The organism is Pseudolactococcus piscium, from assembly GCF_002441695.1.
In the GTDB taxonomy this organism is placed as follows: domain Bacteria; phylum Bacillota; class Bacilli; order Lactobacillales; family Streptococcaceae; genus Pseudolactococcus; species Pseudolactococcus piscium.
The window spans coordinates 26,898-42,958 of record NZ_JXJW01000014.1 but is presented as its reverse complement, the minus strand read 5'-3'; the positions used below and the strand labels follow the sequence as shown (position 1 = coordinate 42,958).

The 16,061-nt window shown below is 36.0% G+C and carries 21 protein-coding genes; 15 read left to right on the top strand and 6 right to left on the bottom strand.

Going from position 1 to position 16,061, the window contains the following annotated elements:
- Positions 1 to 97 precede the first annotated feature (97 nt).
- The 3 genes from RU86_RS07655 to RU86_RS07645 all read left to right on the top strand — a co-directional run bounded on the left by RU86_RS07655 (position 98) and on the right by RU86_RS07645 (position 3,088).
- Positions 98 to 1,285: an NADH-dependent flavin oxidoreductase gene (locus RU86_RS07655; protein WP_096814801.1), complete on the top strand. Its 1,188-nt coding sequence runs from the start codon at positions 98 to 100 to the stop codon at positions 1,283 to 1,285.
- 315 nt (positions 1,286 to 1,600) lie between these two features.
- The gene (locus RU86_RS07650; protein WP_096814800.1) at positions 1,601 to 2,644 is read left to right on the top strand and encodes a zinc-binding dehydrogenase; all 1,044 of its coding nucleotides are present in this window, start codon (positions 1,601 to 1,603) and stop codon (positions 2,642 to 2,644) included.
- A gap of 12 nt (positions 2,645 to 2,656) precedes the next feature.
- Positions 2,657 to 3,088 (top strand): MerR family transcriptional regulator, encoded by a 432-nt coding sequence (locus tag RU86_RS07645; protein WP_096814799.1) that lies wholly within the window; start codon positions 2,657 to 2,659, stop codon positions 3,086 to 3,088.
- Between the two features lie 158 nt (positions 3,089 to 3,246).
- Here RU86_RS07645 and RU86_RS07640 read toward each other — a convergent pair whose 3' ends face one another.
- Positions 3,247 to 3,597: a MerR family transcriptional regulator gene (locus tag RU86_RS07640; RefSeq protein ID WP_096814798.1), complete on the bottom strand. Its 351-nt coding sequence runs from the start codon at positions 3,595 to 3,597 to the stop codon at positions 3,247 to 3,249.
- A gap of 67 nt (positions 3,598 to 3,664) precedes the next feature.
- On the opposite strand from RU86_RS07640, the gene RU86_RS07635 reads away from it, so the two are divergent.
- Positions 3,665 to 3,973, top strand: a complete 309-nt coding sequence (locus tag RU86_RS07635) for a putative quinol monooxygenase (protein WP_096814797.1) — start codon at positions 3,665 to 3,667, stop codon at positions 3,971 to 3,973.
- 356 nt (positions 3,974 to 4,329) lie between these two features.
- Positions 4,330 to 5,073 carry a class I SAM-dependent methyltransferase gene (locus RU86_RS07625; RefSeq protein ID WP_096814795.1) on the top strand — a complete coding sequence of 248 codons (744 nt, stop codon included), beginning with the start codon at positions 4,330 to 4,332 and terminating at the stop codon, positions 5,071 to 5,073.
- A 109-nt stretch (positions 5,074 to 5,182) separates the two neighbouring features.
- Here the strand turns inward: RU86_RS07625 and RU86_RS07620 are convergent, their stop codons facing one another.
- Positions 5,183 to 5,599, bottom strand: a complete 417-nt coding sequence (locus RU86_RS07620) for a YybH family protein (RefSeq protein WP_096814794.1) — start codon at positions 5,597 to 5,599, stop codon at positions 5,183 to 5,185.
- A 165-nt stretch (positions 5,600 to 5,764) separates the two neighbouring features.
- Between RU86_RS07620 and RU86_RS07615 the strand changes: the two genes are divergently transcribed.
- The 3 genes from RU86_RS07615 to msrA all read left to right on the top strand — a co-directional run bounded on the left by RU86_RS07615 (position 5,765) and on the right by msrA (position 7,801).
- A complete protein-coding gene (locus RU86_RS07615; RefSeq protein ID WP_096814793.1) occupies positions 5,765 to 6,124 on the top strand; it encodes a DUF4440 domain-containing protein in 360 nt (119 codons plus the stop codon).
- Positions 6,125 to 6,264: 140 nt separating this feature from the next.
- Positions 6,265 to 6,873 carry a histidine phosphatase family protein gene (locus RU86_RS07610; protein WP_245810502.1) on the top strand — a complete coding sequence of 203 codons (609 nt, stop codon included), beginning with the start codon at positions 6,265 to 6,267 and terminating at the stop codon, positions 6,871 to 6,873.
- A gap of 88 nt (positions 6,874 to 6,961) precedes the next feature.
- Entirely contained in the window at positions 6,962 to 7,801 is an 840-nt protein-coding gene (gene msrA / locus RU86_RS07605; RefSeq protein WP_096814792.1) for a peptide-methionine (S)-S-oxide reductase MsrA, read from the top strand.
- 89 nt (positions 7,802 to 7,890) lie between these two features.
- Here msrA and RU86_RS07600 read toward each other — a convergent pair whose 3' ends face one another.
- Positions 7,891 to 8,091, bottom strand: a complete 201-nt coding sequence (locus RU86_RS07600; RefSeq protein ID WP_047915347.1) for a hypothetical protein — start codon at positions 8,089 to 8,091, stop codon at positions 7,891 to 7,893.
- A 312-nt stretch (positions 8,092 to 8,403) separates the two neighbouring features.
- Between RU86_RS07600 and RU86_RS07595 the strand changes: the two genes are divergently transcribed.
- From RU86_RS07595 to RU86_RS07585, 3 genes are all read left to right on the top strand, one after another.
- Complete coding sequence (locus RU86_RS07595) at positions 8,404 to 8,694, top strand: hypothetical protein (RefSeq protein ID WP_096814791.1); 291 nt, start codon at positions 8,404 to 8,406, stop codon at positions 8,692 to 8,694.
- 108 nt (positions 8,695 to 8,802) lie between these two features.
- Positions 8,803 to 9,363: an RBBP9/YdeN family alpha/beta hydrolase gene (locus RU86_RS07590; RefSeq protein ID WP_096814790.1), complete on the top strand. Its 561-nt coding sequence runs from the start codon at positions 8,803 to 8,805 to the stop codon at positions 9,361 to 9,363.
- Between the two features lie 71 nt (positions 9,364 to 9,434).
- A complete protein-coding gene (locus RU86_RS07585; protein ID WP_096814789.1) occupies positions 9,435 to 9,743 on the top strand; it encodes a hypothetical protein in 309 nt (102 codons plus the stop codon).
- Positions 9,744 to 10,350: 607 nt separating this feature from the next.
- Here the strand turns inward: RU86_RS07585 and RU86_RS07575 are convergent.
- From RU86_RS07575 to RU86_RS07565, 3 genes are all read right to left on the bottom strand, one after another.
- Complete coding sequence (locus RU86_RS07575; RefSeq protein ID WP_096814788.1) at positions 10,351 to 11,340, bottom strand: sodium:calcium antiporter; 990 nt, start codon at positions 11,338 to 11,340, stop codon at positions 10,351 to 10,353.
- A gap of 474 nt (positions 11,341 to 11,814) precedes the next feature.
- Entirely contained in the window at positions 11,815 to 12,174 is a 360-nt protein-coding gene (locus tag RU86_RS07570) for a hypothetical protein (RefSeq protein ID WP_096814787.1), read from the bottom strand.
- An 84-nt stretch (positions 12,175 to 12,258) separates the two neighbouring features.
- Positions 12,259 to 12,600, bottom strand: coding sequence for an MmcQ/YjbR family DNA-binding protein (locus RU86_RS07565; RefSeq protein ID WP_096814786.1), 342 nt, complete (start codon positions 12,598 to 12,600; stop codon positions 12,259 to 12,261).
- Positions 12,601 to 13,353: 753 nt separating this feature from the next.
- Here RU86_RS07565 and RU86_RS07560 point away from each other — a divergent pair.
- The 4 genes from RU86_RS07560 to RU86_RS07545 all read left to right on the top strand — a co-directional run bounded on the left by RU86_RS07560 (position 13,354) and on the right by RU86_RS07545 (position 16,010).
- Positions 13,354 to 14,073 (top strand): M23 family metallopeptidase, encoded by a 720-nt coding sequence (locus tag RU86_RS07560; protein WP_096814785.1) that lies wholly within the window; start codon positions 13,354 to 13,356, stop codon positions 14,071 to 14,073.
- A 99-nt stretch (positions 14,074 to 14,172) separates the two neighbouring features.
- On the top strand, positions 14,173 to 14,760 hold the full coding sequence (locus RU86_RS07555) for a hypothetical protein (RefSeq protein ID WP_096814784.1): 588 nt from the start codon (positions 14,173 to 14,175) through the stop codon (positions 14,758 to 14,760).
- A gap of 17 nt (positions 14,761 to 14,777) precedes the next feature.
- Positions 14,778 to 15,521 carry a hypothetical protein gene (locus RU86_RS07550; protein WP_096814783.1) on the top strand — a complete coding sequence of 248 codons (744 nt, stop codon included), beginning with the start codon at positions 14,778 to 14,780 and terminating at the stop codon, positions 15,519 to 15,521.
- 81 nt (positions 15,522 to 15,602) lie between these two features.
- Complete coding sequence (locus RU86_RS07545) at positions 15,603 to 16,010, top strand: hypothetical protein (protein ID WP_096814782.1); 408 nt, start codon at positions 15,603 to 15,605, stop codon at positions 16,008 to 16,010.
- Positions 16,011 to 16,061: the final 51 nt, after the last annotated feature.

The following is a 16,061-nucleotide window of genomic DNA, read 5'->3' as shown; positions in this document are numbered from 1 at the left end:
AAAATAGTGCCTACTTGAATCAAACATCTATAGCATCTATAATAGCATATGTAAGTATTAATCAAGAAGATTACAGCTTAATAAAAGGAGAATATATATGACAAACTATCAATTTTTAACACCCTACCGATTTAATAATGGCCTTGAGCTAAAAAATAAAGTGGTCATGGCACCCACGACGACTATGTCTAGTTTTTATAATGGCATGGTTACTAACGATGAGTTAGCCTACTATGCAAAACGTGCAGATGGACCAGGTATGATTGTGACTGAGGTCGCTAATGTCAGTACAAATGGCAAAGGATTTGAAGGAGAGCTCTCAGTAGCTAGTGATGACATGATTCCTGGCTTAACAAAACTGGCTACGACTATCCAAAAAGATGGTGCAAAAGCTATCTTACAAATTTTTCATGCTGGCAGAAAATCATTTAAAAAGATTTTAGCTGGTGAGACACCAGTTGGCCCAAGCGCCACTAAGGCAATCTTTCCGGCAAATTCAGAAGTAGCAAGAGAATTAACAGAAGCAGAGATTGAGCAAATTATAGTCGACTTTGGACAAGCAACAAGACGTGCTATTGTAGCAGGATTTGATGGCGTTGAACTCCATGGTGCCAATACTTACTTGTTACAACAGTTTTATTCACCAAATGCTAATCTCAGAACCGATGCATGGGGGGGAGATAGAGATGGTCGATTATCTTTTGCAAAAAAAGTACTTGCTGAAGTAAATCGTGTCATCACAAAATATGGAAAAGATAGTTTTTTATTAGGCTATCGTCTCTCTCCTGAGGAGATTGAAACACCAGGTATCCGTTTGGCAGATTCACTATATTTTGTTTCAGCTATCAAGGATAATGTCGACTATATTCACTTGTCAATGGGTAGCTATAAACGGACTTCTCTTAATGATCGTGATGATAAGACCTTGTTGCTGCATCATTTCTCTAATATCCTGTCACAACAAATCCCACTTATCGGTATTGGCTCAATCGAAACACCTCAAGATGCAGAAGAAGCCTTATCTAAGGGCGCTAGTTTAATTGCAATCGGTCGTGAATTGATAAGGGAACCAGAGTGGGTGCAAAAAGTAGCATCTGGTAATGAAGCAAGTATTCGTCAGACGCTAGATCCTAAAGAAATGGATGACCTCGCCATTCCGGCTGCAATGCAAAGTTTTCTGACAGGTGCTTTCTTTGATGTCATGCATTTTACGACAGATGAGGCAGTAGTAAAAAGCTATACCAATGAGTTGGCACCTATGGAAGGTGTTGAAAAGAAACTTTAATGCAAAGTGCTTAGCTAGACTGCTTATTTTAATTGGTCTAGATGTTGATCAAGTCTTAGTAAAGAAAAATTAAATTGCAACGAGTCGTGTATCCTAAAGTGGTGGTGTTTAAGCTACCATTTTTTGTGTAGGAGAAAATTTTAAATACAAGCAGATATGCCTGATTAGGTTAAGTAATGTGCTAAAATTGTAGGATATACTGTTCAAGTTTCTAAATAAAATGGGCCTGTGACAAATACTAAACACTTTTACTTGACTTAGCCTTAAGGCTAAGGTATAAAATAAGATGAACGATAAATGAAAAGAGGAAAAAAGATGAAATCTGCATATTTTGTAGCACCAGGCGTAATGGAAGTTCGGGAGTTACCAAAACCAGAACTAGAGAATTCGACGGATGCCGTGATTAAAATTGTTAGAGCCTGTGTTTGTGGCTCAGACCTTTGGTGGTACAGAGGTATCTCTAAAAAGGAACCAGGCGTTGTCGGTCATGAAGCAATAGGCGTCATCGAATCTGTTGGCCAGGATGTTACGCAGTTTCGTAAAGGTGATTTTGTTATCGTACCGTTTACGCATGGGTGTGGCCACTGTAAAATTTGTAAGGCTGGCTTTGAGGGAAACTGTATCAATGATGCTGGTGCGACGAGTGCCCATCAAGCAGAATACTACCGAGCAATCAATGCAGATGGTGCGCTTGTTAAGGTACCAGGGCAACCTAGTGATTACTCAGATGAACAGTTGGCTAGTTTGACAACGCTTGCTGATGTTATGCCTACAGGGTTCCATGCCGCTAAGGCTGCCCAAGTTAAAAAAGGGGATACAGTTGTCATCTTTGGTGATGGTGCAGTTGGTCTCTGTGCTGTTATTGGTGCAAAATTACTTGGTGCAGACCAAATTATTATGATGAGTCGCCATGCTGATCGTGGTGCTTTGGCTACAGAATTTGGTGCGACTGCAATCATTAAAGAACGTGACCAAGCAGCCGTTGATCAAATATTAGCGATGACAGACGGCCTTGGTGCGGATGCTGTTTTAGAGTGTGCTGGGACTAAGAGTTCTGTCGAAACAGCTTTTAAAGTGGCGCGTGCGGGTGGTAATATTGGTCGTGTTGGGATTCCACATGATGTCGACTACAATCCGTATATGACACGGTTGTTTGCTAAGAATATCGGCTTAACTGGTGGTGTTGCATCAGTCTCACTTTGGGATAAAGAGTTGCTATTACAGGCTGTTCTAGATGGCGAAATCAACCCAGGAAAAGTGTTCACAGCAACGTATCAACTCGATGAGATACAAGCAGCTTACCAGGACATGGATGAACGTAAAACAATCAAATCACTCTTGCGTGTTTCTCAAGGATAATAGCAGGCTAAGATGAATATCAAAGAAGCAGCGGAAAAATGTGGGGTTTCAGCAAATACCATTCGCTATTATGAAAAAGTAGGCTTACTGACCACGATTGATCGGACGCCCTCTGGTATTAGAACCTTTGGGGAGAGAACCCTAAGTAGGATCTCTTTTGTCAGGTCAATGAGACAGGCAGGGATGCCAATAGCAACCCTTAAAACCTATATGGGCTTGATTGATGATGAAGCAAACCATCATGATGCCCAATTAGCCTTGCTCAAGGAGCAACGTGCCATTATGGCTGATAAAAAGGTAGATATTCAGTATGCGATTGATTACCTGACCTACAAAATTGATCATTATGATGATCATATTTCTCAAGTTGAGCAAAAATTGCAAGCACTTGAAAAAGGGCAAAGTAGTGATGAACTAGTTGAATCGAGTCATAAGTGTCTCTAACTAGGTATGACATAACAAAAAACGATGGTAGAACCCAAGTTCACCATCGTTTTTTCTATAGCATTTGCCTCAGGATTGTCGGATTATAGCTGAAAAATGGAGAGAGGACGGTAGTCCTCAAAAAAACAGAAATAAGCAAAACTTCACAAGTTAATCATTTAATGAAGTCTTTGTTTATAACCACTGATTTTTCGCTCAACAAAAGACATCGTCTGCTCTAAAGTTACCTTAGCCTGTTTAAGGCTAGTCAAATGCTTATCTAAAATGTCAATTCTATTAGCTAACGAAACATCTCCCTGCTCTTGTAACGCCGCATACCCTTTTATTTCATTGATAGACATCCCTGTTTGCTTCATTTTTAATAGTAACTCAACCCAACAGACATCAGATTCAGTATAGTCCCTATAATTGTGTTGATTTCTTTTAGGGGTTAAGAGGTTTTCGTTTTCATAATATCTTAATGTATCAATCGATAAACCTGTCTTCTCAGAAAATTCTTTTATAAACATGCTAATTTTTCCTTGCTATGGAGCATACTCTATAGTATACACTAATATTAGAATAGAGGAGGAAGATATGACGCATGATTTAAAAGACCCTTTCTTGTATTGTACTGCGATTGTACAATCTACAAAAAAGATAGGGTACAATGATTTAATTGAGAAATTATCAGCATTGCAAGAAGTGACAAGTATTGAGGCGGGGTGTATCTTATTTAAAATCGTTCCCCTTGATAGAGATGAGGAGCGGTTTGCGCTATGGGAGATATGGGAAAATAAAGAGGCTTTTTATGCACACCACCAAAAATACTATACCAAAGCTTTCTTTAGTGAGCAGCTAGATACAATCGTATTATTCGAAAGTTCAGAAAAGGTATCCCTATAGCATGGATGAATCAAACAAGACCTATGTTAGGATTCACTTGTTAATCACTAACTTACTTACGACTGGCAGTTTAAGTCTATTATTGAATTATTTAACAAATGGCAAATTAATTTGGGAGACATGGCTGAAAATATGGGCAATCGTATTTGTTTTAGTCCTGATATTGTCCCAATTTATACCAAAGGGTGTTCACTTGATGCTAAAAACCATCTTGTCCAATTGTCATAAATCAGGTAAAAATTGACCCTATGTCCTTATAATTAATGATAGAACCTAAGTTTAGCATCGTTTTGTTGTGCTATATCCCAATGATACTAGCCATTATGCTATAATACGAATAAGAAAAGAGGTAGCTTATGAAATGGGATTCGACGTTATACGATGGTAAACATGATTTTGTATCTGAATATGGCAAGGGATTACTCAGCTATATACCAGAAGCTAGTGACCAAAAAATCTTGGATTTAGGGTGTGGGACTGGTACCTTAACCTCTGAGATTTCAGATAAATACCATGACGTTTTGGGAGTAGATGGCTCTCCAGACATGATTCAAAAAGCAAAAGAAACTTATCCAAATGTCCCTTTTGAGGTAGTGGATGCGCTGAACATGAACTTTGAGCAGGAATGGGATGTTGTTTTTTCAAATGCTGTATTTCATTGGATTCCTGATCATGACAAGTTGTTAAAAAATATTAAGCAATCACTCAAATCGTCTGGAAAACTGATTTGTGAGTTTGGTGGCTATGGTAATATTGGAACGATAGAACAAGCCTTTAAAAAATTGCTAGCAGCCAAAGGCTACACCTACAAATCAAGATTTAATTTTCCAACTGTCGACGCATTTGGCACATTACTCGAAAAAAACGGGTTTATAATCGATGACCTTTATATCTATGATCGTCCTACGGTGCTTAAAGATGGTGAAAAAGGGCTAGCAAATTGGGCGAGTCAATTTTTTGCCACTGACTTGGTAGACTTTAGTCAAGCCGATAAAGATAGCCTACTAGCTGAACTAGAAAATGCAGTACGAGCTGAGCTTTGGGATGGGACTAACTGGGTTGCAGACTATAAGAGACTGCGCGCGATTGCACATATTTAGGCTTAGTAGGATTGCACAGTTCAACATCATAAAACGCCCCATAGTCTGACTGCATATGTCAGCTGATGGGGCGTTTTTTGTTTAACTTGATAGACTTGAGTGTTAGTGTTTAAAGTGAATCAAGAAGAGATGTACCATAAGAATTATCTATTGCACATAACCACTTGCCGTCGATTTTTCGAAAAATGTAGGTTGCACGTCTCTCCATAGCATAGTCTGATTTATCCGTAGCAGTCTGATTAGCTTCTAAAAAGGTCTGTGCCAATACTAAGACGGTATCGCCAGTTACCAGATAAAGCATCTGACCTTCAAGCGGCTTGATAGAGTTATCAAAATATGCAGCTATTTTGATGAATGCTGACTTGATTTGTTCCCTGCCCCTAGCAATCATCTCTGGTTTAATGACCAAAATCGCATCTTCCGTATAAAAGTTAATTAAGTCATCAAATTTTTCTGCGTGAATGAGCTGATCGCAGGTGTCTATGATTACTTTGATGTCATGTTCAATTTGTTTGATAGGTTGCATATTTTAATCCTCCAGTATGTAAGATTATAGCACAGTATAGGTCATATGATAGAAAATAAGATAGCTACAAGCATCTTGAGTTAGTGTCATGATAAATGCTATACTACTGGTATAACAGGTATATCAATTAGGCAATATGATCATTAGAAAGCACGGTGGTAAGTGATGGATAAGGCATTTTTTAAACAGTTAGACCAACAACATTTGTCTGCTGACAATCGGCGTAATATCAAGACAATCTTAGGGGTATTAGATGAAAGATATAGCGAGATTACAGCTTCTGGTAACTTAAATCACTATCAAGATTATGCCAAGTTAGCAACACTAGATGTATCTCCTAAAGCCTATGAAATTTTATCATACGATATCAAAGTCTTGAGTGATAGTAGTGTATTATCTTTCTACAAGCTAAAAGAAAAAAATAGTAATACCTTATCGTTCAGAAGTAATATTTGGCTTAAATCAGATGAAAACTGGCAGCTGATTTTTCATCAGGGGACCCCTGTCATTGCAGATGAAGATTAAAGTCAATTGCTTACACCTTATAGCCTATCTATTTTCAGATAGCCCCCCATGTAGCGGGTTATAAATAATAGCAGGTAAACATGATATAATGAAACTAATGAGGCAGTATATTTTGTAGAAAAACGTGTGGAGTATGACCAATGATGCAGCACCTATATTTGATGAGACATGGACAAACGAGACTAAATGCTGCAGGACTAAATCAAGGCGCTTGGGATGCACCATTGACCCCATTAGGCATCTCACAAGCAAGATTAGCAGGCCAATGGTTTAAGGAGCAAGGCATTAGCTTTGATGCGGCAGTTTCATCTACTAAAGAACGCGCATCAGATACACTAGAGATTGTGGCTGGTTTAAAAGATGGTGACTATGCCAGAGATAGAAGGCTTTCTGAATGGGATTTTGGGTTATTTGAGGGACAAAATGCAACCTTAAATCCACCCCCATTGCAACCAGATGAAGGGACGATCAGCTTTGGCAAAGCCTATGTTGGGTATGGCGGAGAATCAGATACGGCAGTCAGTGATCGGATGGACAAAGCAATGACTGACATCGTGTCATCATCTGCGCAAACGAGTCTAGTTGTGTCCCATGGTGGTAGTATATACCTGTGGTTACAACGCCATTTTGAACAAGAAGCGGTCAGACGCTTACTCCCTTTTGGCAATTGCGCCATATTTGAACTGACCTATGAAGATGGCAGGTTTGAGCTTGTGCAAATGATTGACCCAACTACTGAGAGCAAGTAATGCTTTAGACGAATCACTTAAGTAGGCATAGAGGGGATTATTTTTTCCTAATCTAGTTATAAAAAATCGTCTAAAAAGGATGAACGAGATGACGCTGACAAAAGAAGCAGTATTAAACGATATTTATAATCTTATCTTAAATCCAGGGACACGTGACTGGGAGCGGTCTGTCTTGATCATCGCCAAGGATGAATTAGCAGTGACAAGTAAGGTCAAAGCACCTCTAAAAAAACTTGAACTGGCCTTACGCCCATTAGCACTTAGAAGCAATTTAACACCTGACCTTGCAGATTTCTATTTAAAGATAACGGATCAACCAATCATTAAAACAACCATTGATCTGGCAAAGCATGCCCATCAGGATTTACCTTATGAGGCGCGTGCAGTATTTGCTGGTGGCTGTTTTTGGTGCATGGTGGAACCTTTTGAAACAAAAACTGGTATCATCTCAGTTTTGTCAGGCTATACTGGTGGGCATGTCGATCACCCAACCTATGACCAAATTTTAGGTGGCTATACGGGCCATGTTGAAGCAGTAGAAATCATATTTGATACACGGTTGATCACTTATGACGCCTTGCTCGATTTATTTTGGCTGATAACAGATCCTACGGATGCCTTTGGCCAATTTCAAGATAGGGGAGAGCAATACAAGTCCGTTATTTTTGTTGCAGACGCAAGTCAAAAAGCACTTGCCCAGCAATCAAAACAAGACTTAAGCGACTCTGGCAGATATGAGCAGCCAATCGTAACAGAGATTAGAGATGCGACGACATTTTGGCCAGCAGAAGACTATCATCAGCAGTTTTATCAAAAACAAAAGAAAAGATATAGCAAGATAAAAAAATCGCGGCAACAATTAATTTGGTATTTACATCAAAAAAGTCAGCTTCAGAAATTTTTTAATCGATTTAGGAAAACTAGCTGATCCGCTAGACTAGAACTAAAAATAATCAGCCGGTTTATTTTGACAATGTAAAAACCTACCAAACTAGATTGGTAGGCACATGTGTTTGATTAGTCTGGAAAGTCTTTAGAGAATGATTCGAGTGCTTCATGATAAGCAGTCAAATAAAGAGGGTAGATGTCTAACTCAGTTGCTTCATTTTCTGACTTAACTTGAGCAACCAGTGTTTTATTGATTTCAGCTTGTGCGATGAGTAAAGCAAGATCATGGGCACGTTGTTCATTTGATAAAATATTTTCAGTATTAAACATAATAAGACCTCTTTCTAATTCAATTATACCAAAATTTAAAAGCAGGTTGAAAAATATTAGCTTTAAAATTTTTTATCTGAGAGATCATTGCTGACAAATAGGATGTATCATGCATTTTTTAATGATGAATAGTAAAAGATAAAGTATAAAAAGCGTTAAGATTTATGATAAGACAACAAATAGCATAAAAACGGCAGACCAGTCTTGACTCATAAAACAGTTGAAGTTGCACCATTTATAAAAAAGATACTCGATAAATTTAAGAGAAAATAAACTGTATAACACGGATTAAGACATGGTATAATATGATATATGGAAATAGATAAATCAGACATTACGCCACCTAAATTGTCAAGGTCAATCAAAACAACAGCCTTGGTCATCTTATCTTTTATGGCTGTAAGAGTGATTCGAAAAATTTTCTGGGGAAAATCGGATTTTTTGGCATTGAAAGATCAGTTACTTAAGTCGGATGATAAAGTTTGGATGATCGCTATGATTATCGCAACTTTTTTGGTTATTTGGGTGGTGTCAAGTTTGATTTTCGGGAGTATATATTATTTATTACAGAGGATGAAATTCAATAAGTCATCACGTAAATAACTGTCGATCACTGGATGAGTAATTTTTTTTACTCGGAAACAAAAAGACTTTGATTGGCATATGTCATAACCATCATTAAGCTAGAACTCATAATTATAGAGGAGAAAAATGGAAAACAAATTATTTTTAGTTCACGGTTATACTGCGCAACCAAGTGATAACTGGTTTCCATGGTTAAAAAATGAAATTAAAAAAGATAATCTAGCCATCTCATTACTAGATATGCCAAATTCTCAAGATCCAGATCCTCTTGCATGGGATGCTTATTGTGATGCGCATATCAGCCAAACTGATGGAATTACGATCATTGGCCATAGTCTTGGTTGTATTCAAGCACTACGTTTTATAGAAAGACATGATATTAAACAGGTTAATTTGATATTGGTTTCTGGGTTTGATGAAAAAACACATACCTTACCGCAATTAGCAGGGTTCACAGATCAACCGATTGATTATAGAACTGTTTTACCTAAAATAAATCAAGCAGTCGTTATTTCAGCTTTAGATGATGACATTATCCCTTACGTTTATTCTGAGACATTAGCTCGACATCTGAAATGTAAACTGATAGTCATGCCTGAAGGAAAGCACTTTATCGATAGAGATGGTATACTTGACTTACCAGTCGTCTACGATGAATTATTAGCATTTGTCAAAAACAGCGATTGACCGAGCACCACTTATTAAACCATCGTAGACCGTGTCAAACGAAAATAAAAAAAGAAAAGAGTAAATGATAGATGAAACAGCATATCGATAGTGAGCTAGTCATATATGAAGTTAAGGCGGATATAGAGCAATTTGGTGGGGACTTTACTGTCTACGCTGTATATGACAGCGAAGTAGTATCAGGTCAACCGTTTGAGTATATCAGTGGTTACGTGGATGCTGAAAGACCAACTGAGGATGAAGCAGAAACCAAAAAAGAATTTAAGGAACTCATCAAAGACTATGACGATAATCTAGCAAGTCTAGCAGATACCAAGCATGAACTGATGACATTGGATCAGTTACTTGAGAAGTTGCTGGAACAAGATGTTGCTGATTAAAGTGAAGACCGTATGCATGGCCGTAAGTCATCCTGAATTTATCCAATCTAACCAAACTGTAAAAGTTAAAAACTTGAAATAGAGTAAAGCCTTTAAACATGTTGTTTATGACGTTTTTTTATGATACACTTGTTATAAAAATAGCAATAATAGTAAGGGTATCTATGGCATATCATACGTATGAGTTTTTGAGAAGAAGAAAAAACGATCCAAAGTGGCGAGGTGCCTATGAATCGGCTAGACTACAAAGAGCAATATCATTTGTGTTTTTTCTAGCAATAATTGCTTTAGTTTTGTTTATTTATAAATACAACATTGATGTCATGTATTATGTCAATATAGTAGTTGAAAAAATAGAAAATATTTATAAAAGTTTAACTAGTGAGAGTTAAATATGTGACCAATGATGCGTAACAACAGGTGCTTGTATTATTGATCTGATAATACACTATCAGTCATTGCTAATTAGTTTGATCAACAGTCAAAAAATCAGCTATCAGTCAATTGGATAGCTAGTCGTTAGTTTATGAAGACTACCCAATTGCTGAAACAATCAATAATAGCTTAACACCCTACAGACACTAAGTCAGTAGGGTGTTTTGATTAGCTAATTTGCAAATAAGTTATATAGGATATAAACGATGTACAGGATGATAAAAAATACTCCCTCTTTTTTTGTTAGGACATGTTTTTTTGAGTTGTATATACAGTAAAGTAGATAAAGAAAAATGGTTATTGCCATTGGAAAATGAAAGATTAGAAATGACTTGGGCACGATAATAGGCGTTTTAGAAAAAGCAACAGCAGTACTCAGCACAAATAGCAGATTCATTAGGCTAGCGCCTATTAAATTACCAAATGCCAGTCCGCCATATCCTTTTTTAGCAGAGGAGATAACAGTAGATAGCTCAGGTAAACTGGTGCCAAGTGCGACGATTGTGGCTGAAATGATGGCTTCAGAAATACCAATTCTACTTGCTGAAACTTGTACTGTTGCCACTAAAAAGCTTGAACTTAATGCGACGACTAAACCGGAAATAATGACTTTAAGGATTAATAGGGTCAGTTTGGCCAGCGACATTTTTTCTTTGTTAGCATTTGGATGCACAATTGCCTCATCAACTTGATTCGTTTTGAAGGATTGGAACAGGTATATCGGTAGGGCAATTAATAGGACATACCCTAAAAATCTGGGTACCGATGCATGATTGAACAGGGATATAAGATAAATACTGACGATTCCTAAAAACGTAACCCCTACATTAAAGGTAGATTTTTTTGAGACGGGTATACTGCCATATAAGATCCCCAGTCCTAAAATGAAACTAGTGTTTGTAATAATAGAACCTAATACATTACCTAATGCTAAATCAGTTGAGCCACTTGCTAAAGCGCTTATGGTGGTTGCAAACTCTGGTAAGCTAGTCCCTAATGAGACGATGGTCGCGCCAATGATGATGTCCGAGATACCAAAAGATTTTGAGATGACGATAGCAGCATCTGTCAAGTAGTCAGTTGACTTGGAAAGTGTGACTAGTGCCGCCACAAAAACAAAAATGATGATAATAATGGGTGAGTGGTTAAAAAGTTGTGTCATAAGTAGGAATACCTTTCATAAAAAAAGGGCGTGACTTCAAGTATTCTTCCTGCCCTAAGAAGAATAAACCTTGAAGCCACAGCCCAACCTTTGTTTATATCAATTTAATCCATGATAACATGATTTTTAAAAGATGTCAAAGTGTCAATCATAGTCAGGTTATTTTTTGTTAGCTTATTTCGCATCATTAGTAGGTTATATTGAAAAAAATAGATGAAAAAAGCGCGTGAGCGCTTGACATCATTTAATTATGGCTGAGTAGCTATGAACAACAATATGGTAAAAATCAGAAAAAAGATACCAGATAATAAAGCAAAATTTTTCATTTTATGCTTTGCTTGTGCCCAATTTCTTTAGAAAGTATTGTTTTCTATTGGCAGTAAAAAACAAAACCCTTATAAAATAAGGGTCATGTTTCACTGTCTGCGGTCTGAGCACACGGTTTATTAACTGTGTGCTTTTTTTTATAGATGTTTAATCAAAATTATTACGCTCTTTATTGCTATTTTCCTTATGAAATTTGTGATTTCTTTTCGGTCTGTCCATACTATGTCTGTCCATACCATGCCTGTCTATACCATACCTGTCTATACCATGTCTGTACAGACTAGCTCTTTCGAATCTTTGAGAGTGATTTATAGTATGGCTAATTAAAAATGTTGAAAAGCTACCTAGTACGAAAAAGCCAGCAGAAAATAAAACTATTTTTTTATTAACTTTTTTGTACCATGTTTTTGTTTTTGACCACGTCGTTATTTTTTTGTCATCTTTCCTACCTTCAATGTTACTTATTAATGTGCCATTCGATTCTTCATTTTTTGGTTCTTCAATCATAATTTCATCTCGCTTTCTATTTGTTTATTTTAGGATAAGTTCCTTTACTTTAACTTAAATAGATCTTATTGATTGGATGTGTCATTATTTTGTAGTTAACATATTACTTTCTTCAATCATCTTGATGAGTCCGTCATAAGGAAGATTTGTATTGTTTACAACGACTGTATTCCAATGTGTTTTGTTCATGTGGTAACCTGGGAAGACACCATCATAAATTCTAACTTCATCACCGTGTTCTGGTTTAAGCTTCAAATCTATCATCAGCTGACCATTTTTTTCGAAGATTAGCGCAATCATTTTATGCGTGCTTTTCTGTTTGATTACAGTCCATAAAGTTTTTTCACGTTTATTTTTATTAAACGGATAATCTTCATATGAGTCTGTTTCGTGAAGTAGCAATTGGATTAATTCTTTACGAGTCATTGAAATCCTCCTATTAGTTAGGATAAGTATATCACGGTTGCTTTAAATATAAAAATGATACAATAATTTTATAAGCCTAACTTAAACTGTATATGGCGTTCTTACATCATGAGCAATAAACATATTACTATATATCAAGTTAAAAAAGATATCAATTTGTTTGGCAGTATCTTTAAAGTGGTAGTAGTGTATGAGAATGAAAGAATAACAAGATACGTGGCTGCGCATCCTTCATTCAGGATCAAGGAGTACATATTGACGAATATTAAATAAAAAATGTTAATTTATGTTTAGTAGCAAACTGGTTACTACTTAAATAGATGTAATTAAAGCATAATGGGAGTCAATTCTTTTGATGATCACTATAGGTATCCATCAGAAATGAATTTCCCTAAATCAGATATAATGATTATTTAAACAGTGCTCTCTTGCAATTTGCATCCGCATATGGTCTGATATGACTATCGGATAAACGTCGGATAAGTAAATGGAAATAGTTGATAAAATAGGATTATGAAACTGGTGGATAAGTATCCAACTTTAACTACTACAAAAATATTTAACACATGATTCATAGCGGTTGTTGAAATGACATCTGCACGCAATTATAGGCTTCAAAGTGGTTGGTGAAATTATTGTTGGTTCGATTCCAGCATGAAGTCGTTCCTAAAAAATACAGCTGTATATTAGGTGGGTCAGTTGGCAGATTGACGGATTTGCTAGAGCTGATTAAAAAAATAAGGAGGAATTAATATGGTAGATAGTTGGTTGTGCCCGCTTGATATTTCTTATCAAGTAACACAAGAATGGGACCAAGAAGGGTGGGGGACGCCAGGTCAGATACATGGCGGTATTGATGTGGCTCCAACTGCAGGAGGCAACCCGCCCATTTACGCAGCACGTGCAGGGACAGTAACGACTGTTACATACCACTCGCAGGGTGGCAATTATGTCATAGTACAACATGATGATGGATATTGGACTTACTACGGTCATTTTAGTTCAGTTAACGTTGCTGTTGGTGAAAAAGTGAATGCTAATAGCATTTTGGGCATCATGGGTAAAACCGGATTAGCAACTGGCGTACACTTACATTTTGAAGTGTGGCAAGGCGCACAGTGGCAACGTGTAAATCCAAGGAGTGTCATTAATTTTGATGGCAAAGGCAGAACTAATAGTTCTGGTAACCCGCAAGACGGAAATTCAAATGAAGACAAAAAGGAAAAAGGAGATTTAAAAATGTTTATTGCACAATGTAGTGGTGGAGATGTTAATCAATATATAAAAAATGGAACTTTTGTTTTGTTTAATTTGAGTCGCGGCATCTATAGCGTTCTTAATGGACAAGGTCAAGTAGATGCGGTAACGGAAGGACATCAAATGTCTAATGGAATTGCACTCACCAAAACAATTATGAACAATGTAGTTATCACTAATTTGATTAACGGATCCAAATTAGATTATCGTGGTTAATTTCTTAACAAGATAAACGCTCAGTATTATGGAAATAAAGACAAAGGCAGCTAACTGTTAAATCAGTGGTTGCTTTTTGCTATATGGTATAATATCTATATGAAAAAATTGTACATATTATTGTTATTTGCATGCATTGTCGCACCTTTATTAGTTGAATATTGGTTACCTGTCCCAAGTGGCAAGGGAGATTGGCTTAGTTTTTGGGGTAGTTATCTTGGTATAATTCCATCTGGATTGATTGCCTATTTTGTAGCTAAGTATCAGATTGATAGAGAGCATAAAAATGCTAAAGAAGAACAAGATAGGGAATATTTACCGTATTTCAGTATCAAAGTAGAGTCACTTTTTTTCAATTCGTTGAAAGAAAGTTTACCAATTCGAGATTTAGACGGAATATTATACTATAAAGAGTCAGGTGAACAAAGTGTTGAAAAAGCAATTTTATTTCCTAATGAAATGCATGGATTGCAAAAATATTACGCCAATATTCTACATGTAGATATAGCATGCAGGCTGTTAAATGGACTTGAAGTTTTTTATACAAACGGAGAAGGTGTTGATGGGGCGCATTTTGTAAAATGGCCCAACGGAAATATCGAACAATATGTCTTTGAAAAAACAGAGGACGCTAATAAATTGGCATGGGACAGATTAAAAAAATCCCGTTTCGATATCAGTTTATAAGATAGGAAATTACATTAATGGTTACACTAGAGTTAGGGAGCATAGCAGATTGGGTTAGTGGAATAGGTACGCTACTAGCCGTATTATTTGTTGTAGTTCAAATGTTTTTTGATAAAAAACACAGAAGAGAATCATTAAGAAGTTCAAATATGGCCAAATATAGAAAAGAGGATGCCAAACTAATAAAAATTAGAGATGTAGAAGTGTATTATTTCAACTTTAGTATTGAGTACATTAGTGGAGAATTTTCACCGTATACCTGTATTTTATTGGAAACAAACATAAATGGGGTAGAGCAATATTTTAGAAGTGAAATAGTTTCATATTTGAAATCAGATAAATTATTTGAATTTTGTTTGCCCAAAAAAGAAAATTTAGAACTAAAAAATATTTATATTATTTCAAAAGATGAAAATAATATAACGTATGTAAAAAAACATAAATGGATTGGTGGCTATGGTGATGCCATATTTGAAATGAGTGAGGTCTTTACAAAAGAAAATAATAAATTTGAAAATATACTAAAGTATTCTACTGTGATTGATCAACGTTTGGATCCTTGCAGAAATATAATAGAACATTTTAATGTTATAAACGATTTTTATAATCAAACAGATTGGGGAAAGCAAAAAGTAAATAGCAGTGAACTGTTTAATGAAAGTGAAATTTCAGCAAAAATTATTAAACAGCTTTTGAATCAAAATCCACAAATATTCAAAAAATCAAAAGTGAATCATATATTCAATAAAAGACTTTTCTGATAAAGTGATGTGAGGAATTTTTTGTGTTACTATATATTTTATGTAGTAACTTTTTATACAAACATAAATAGGAGACTCTATATGCGTATTATTGCTCTGGAAGGCAAAAACTTAAGTGACAGAATTAGTACGATCCAACTATTGTATTATGAAATAAAAACACATAGCGACTATAAATTAGTAAAAGATGTATTTACTATGAGTAAATCCATGAAAATTATAAAACCGAGAGGTCGCTCTTTTTTTTCGATTTTTAAAAAAATCAGTACAGGAGAATTAGTTCTAATTTCATCTTATGGTGATCATATGTGGAATATTATTAGCGCTGGAGTTCTTGCAAATAGATACAAATGCGATATATTGGTAACAGGGTGTCGGACTTCTGGAGCAACGATTAAACAAATTAAATTATTTGATAAGAGTTCTTGGCACGTGATTCAAACAGCGTCACATGTCAAAGATGCTGATAGTCTATTATTATGTATTTAAATTGCAGATAATTAAAAAATGATAAAAGTGTTGACTACTATCAATATGTTA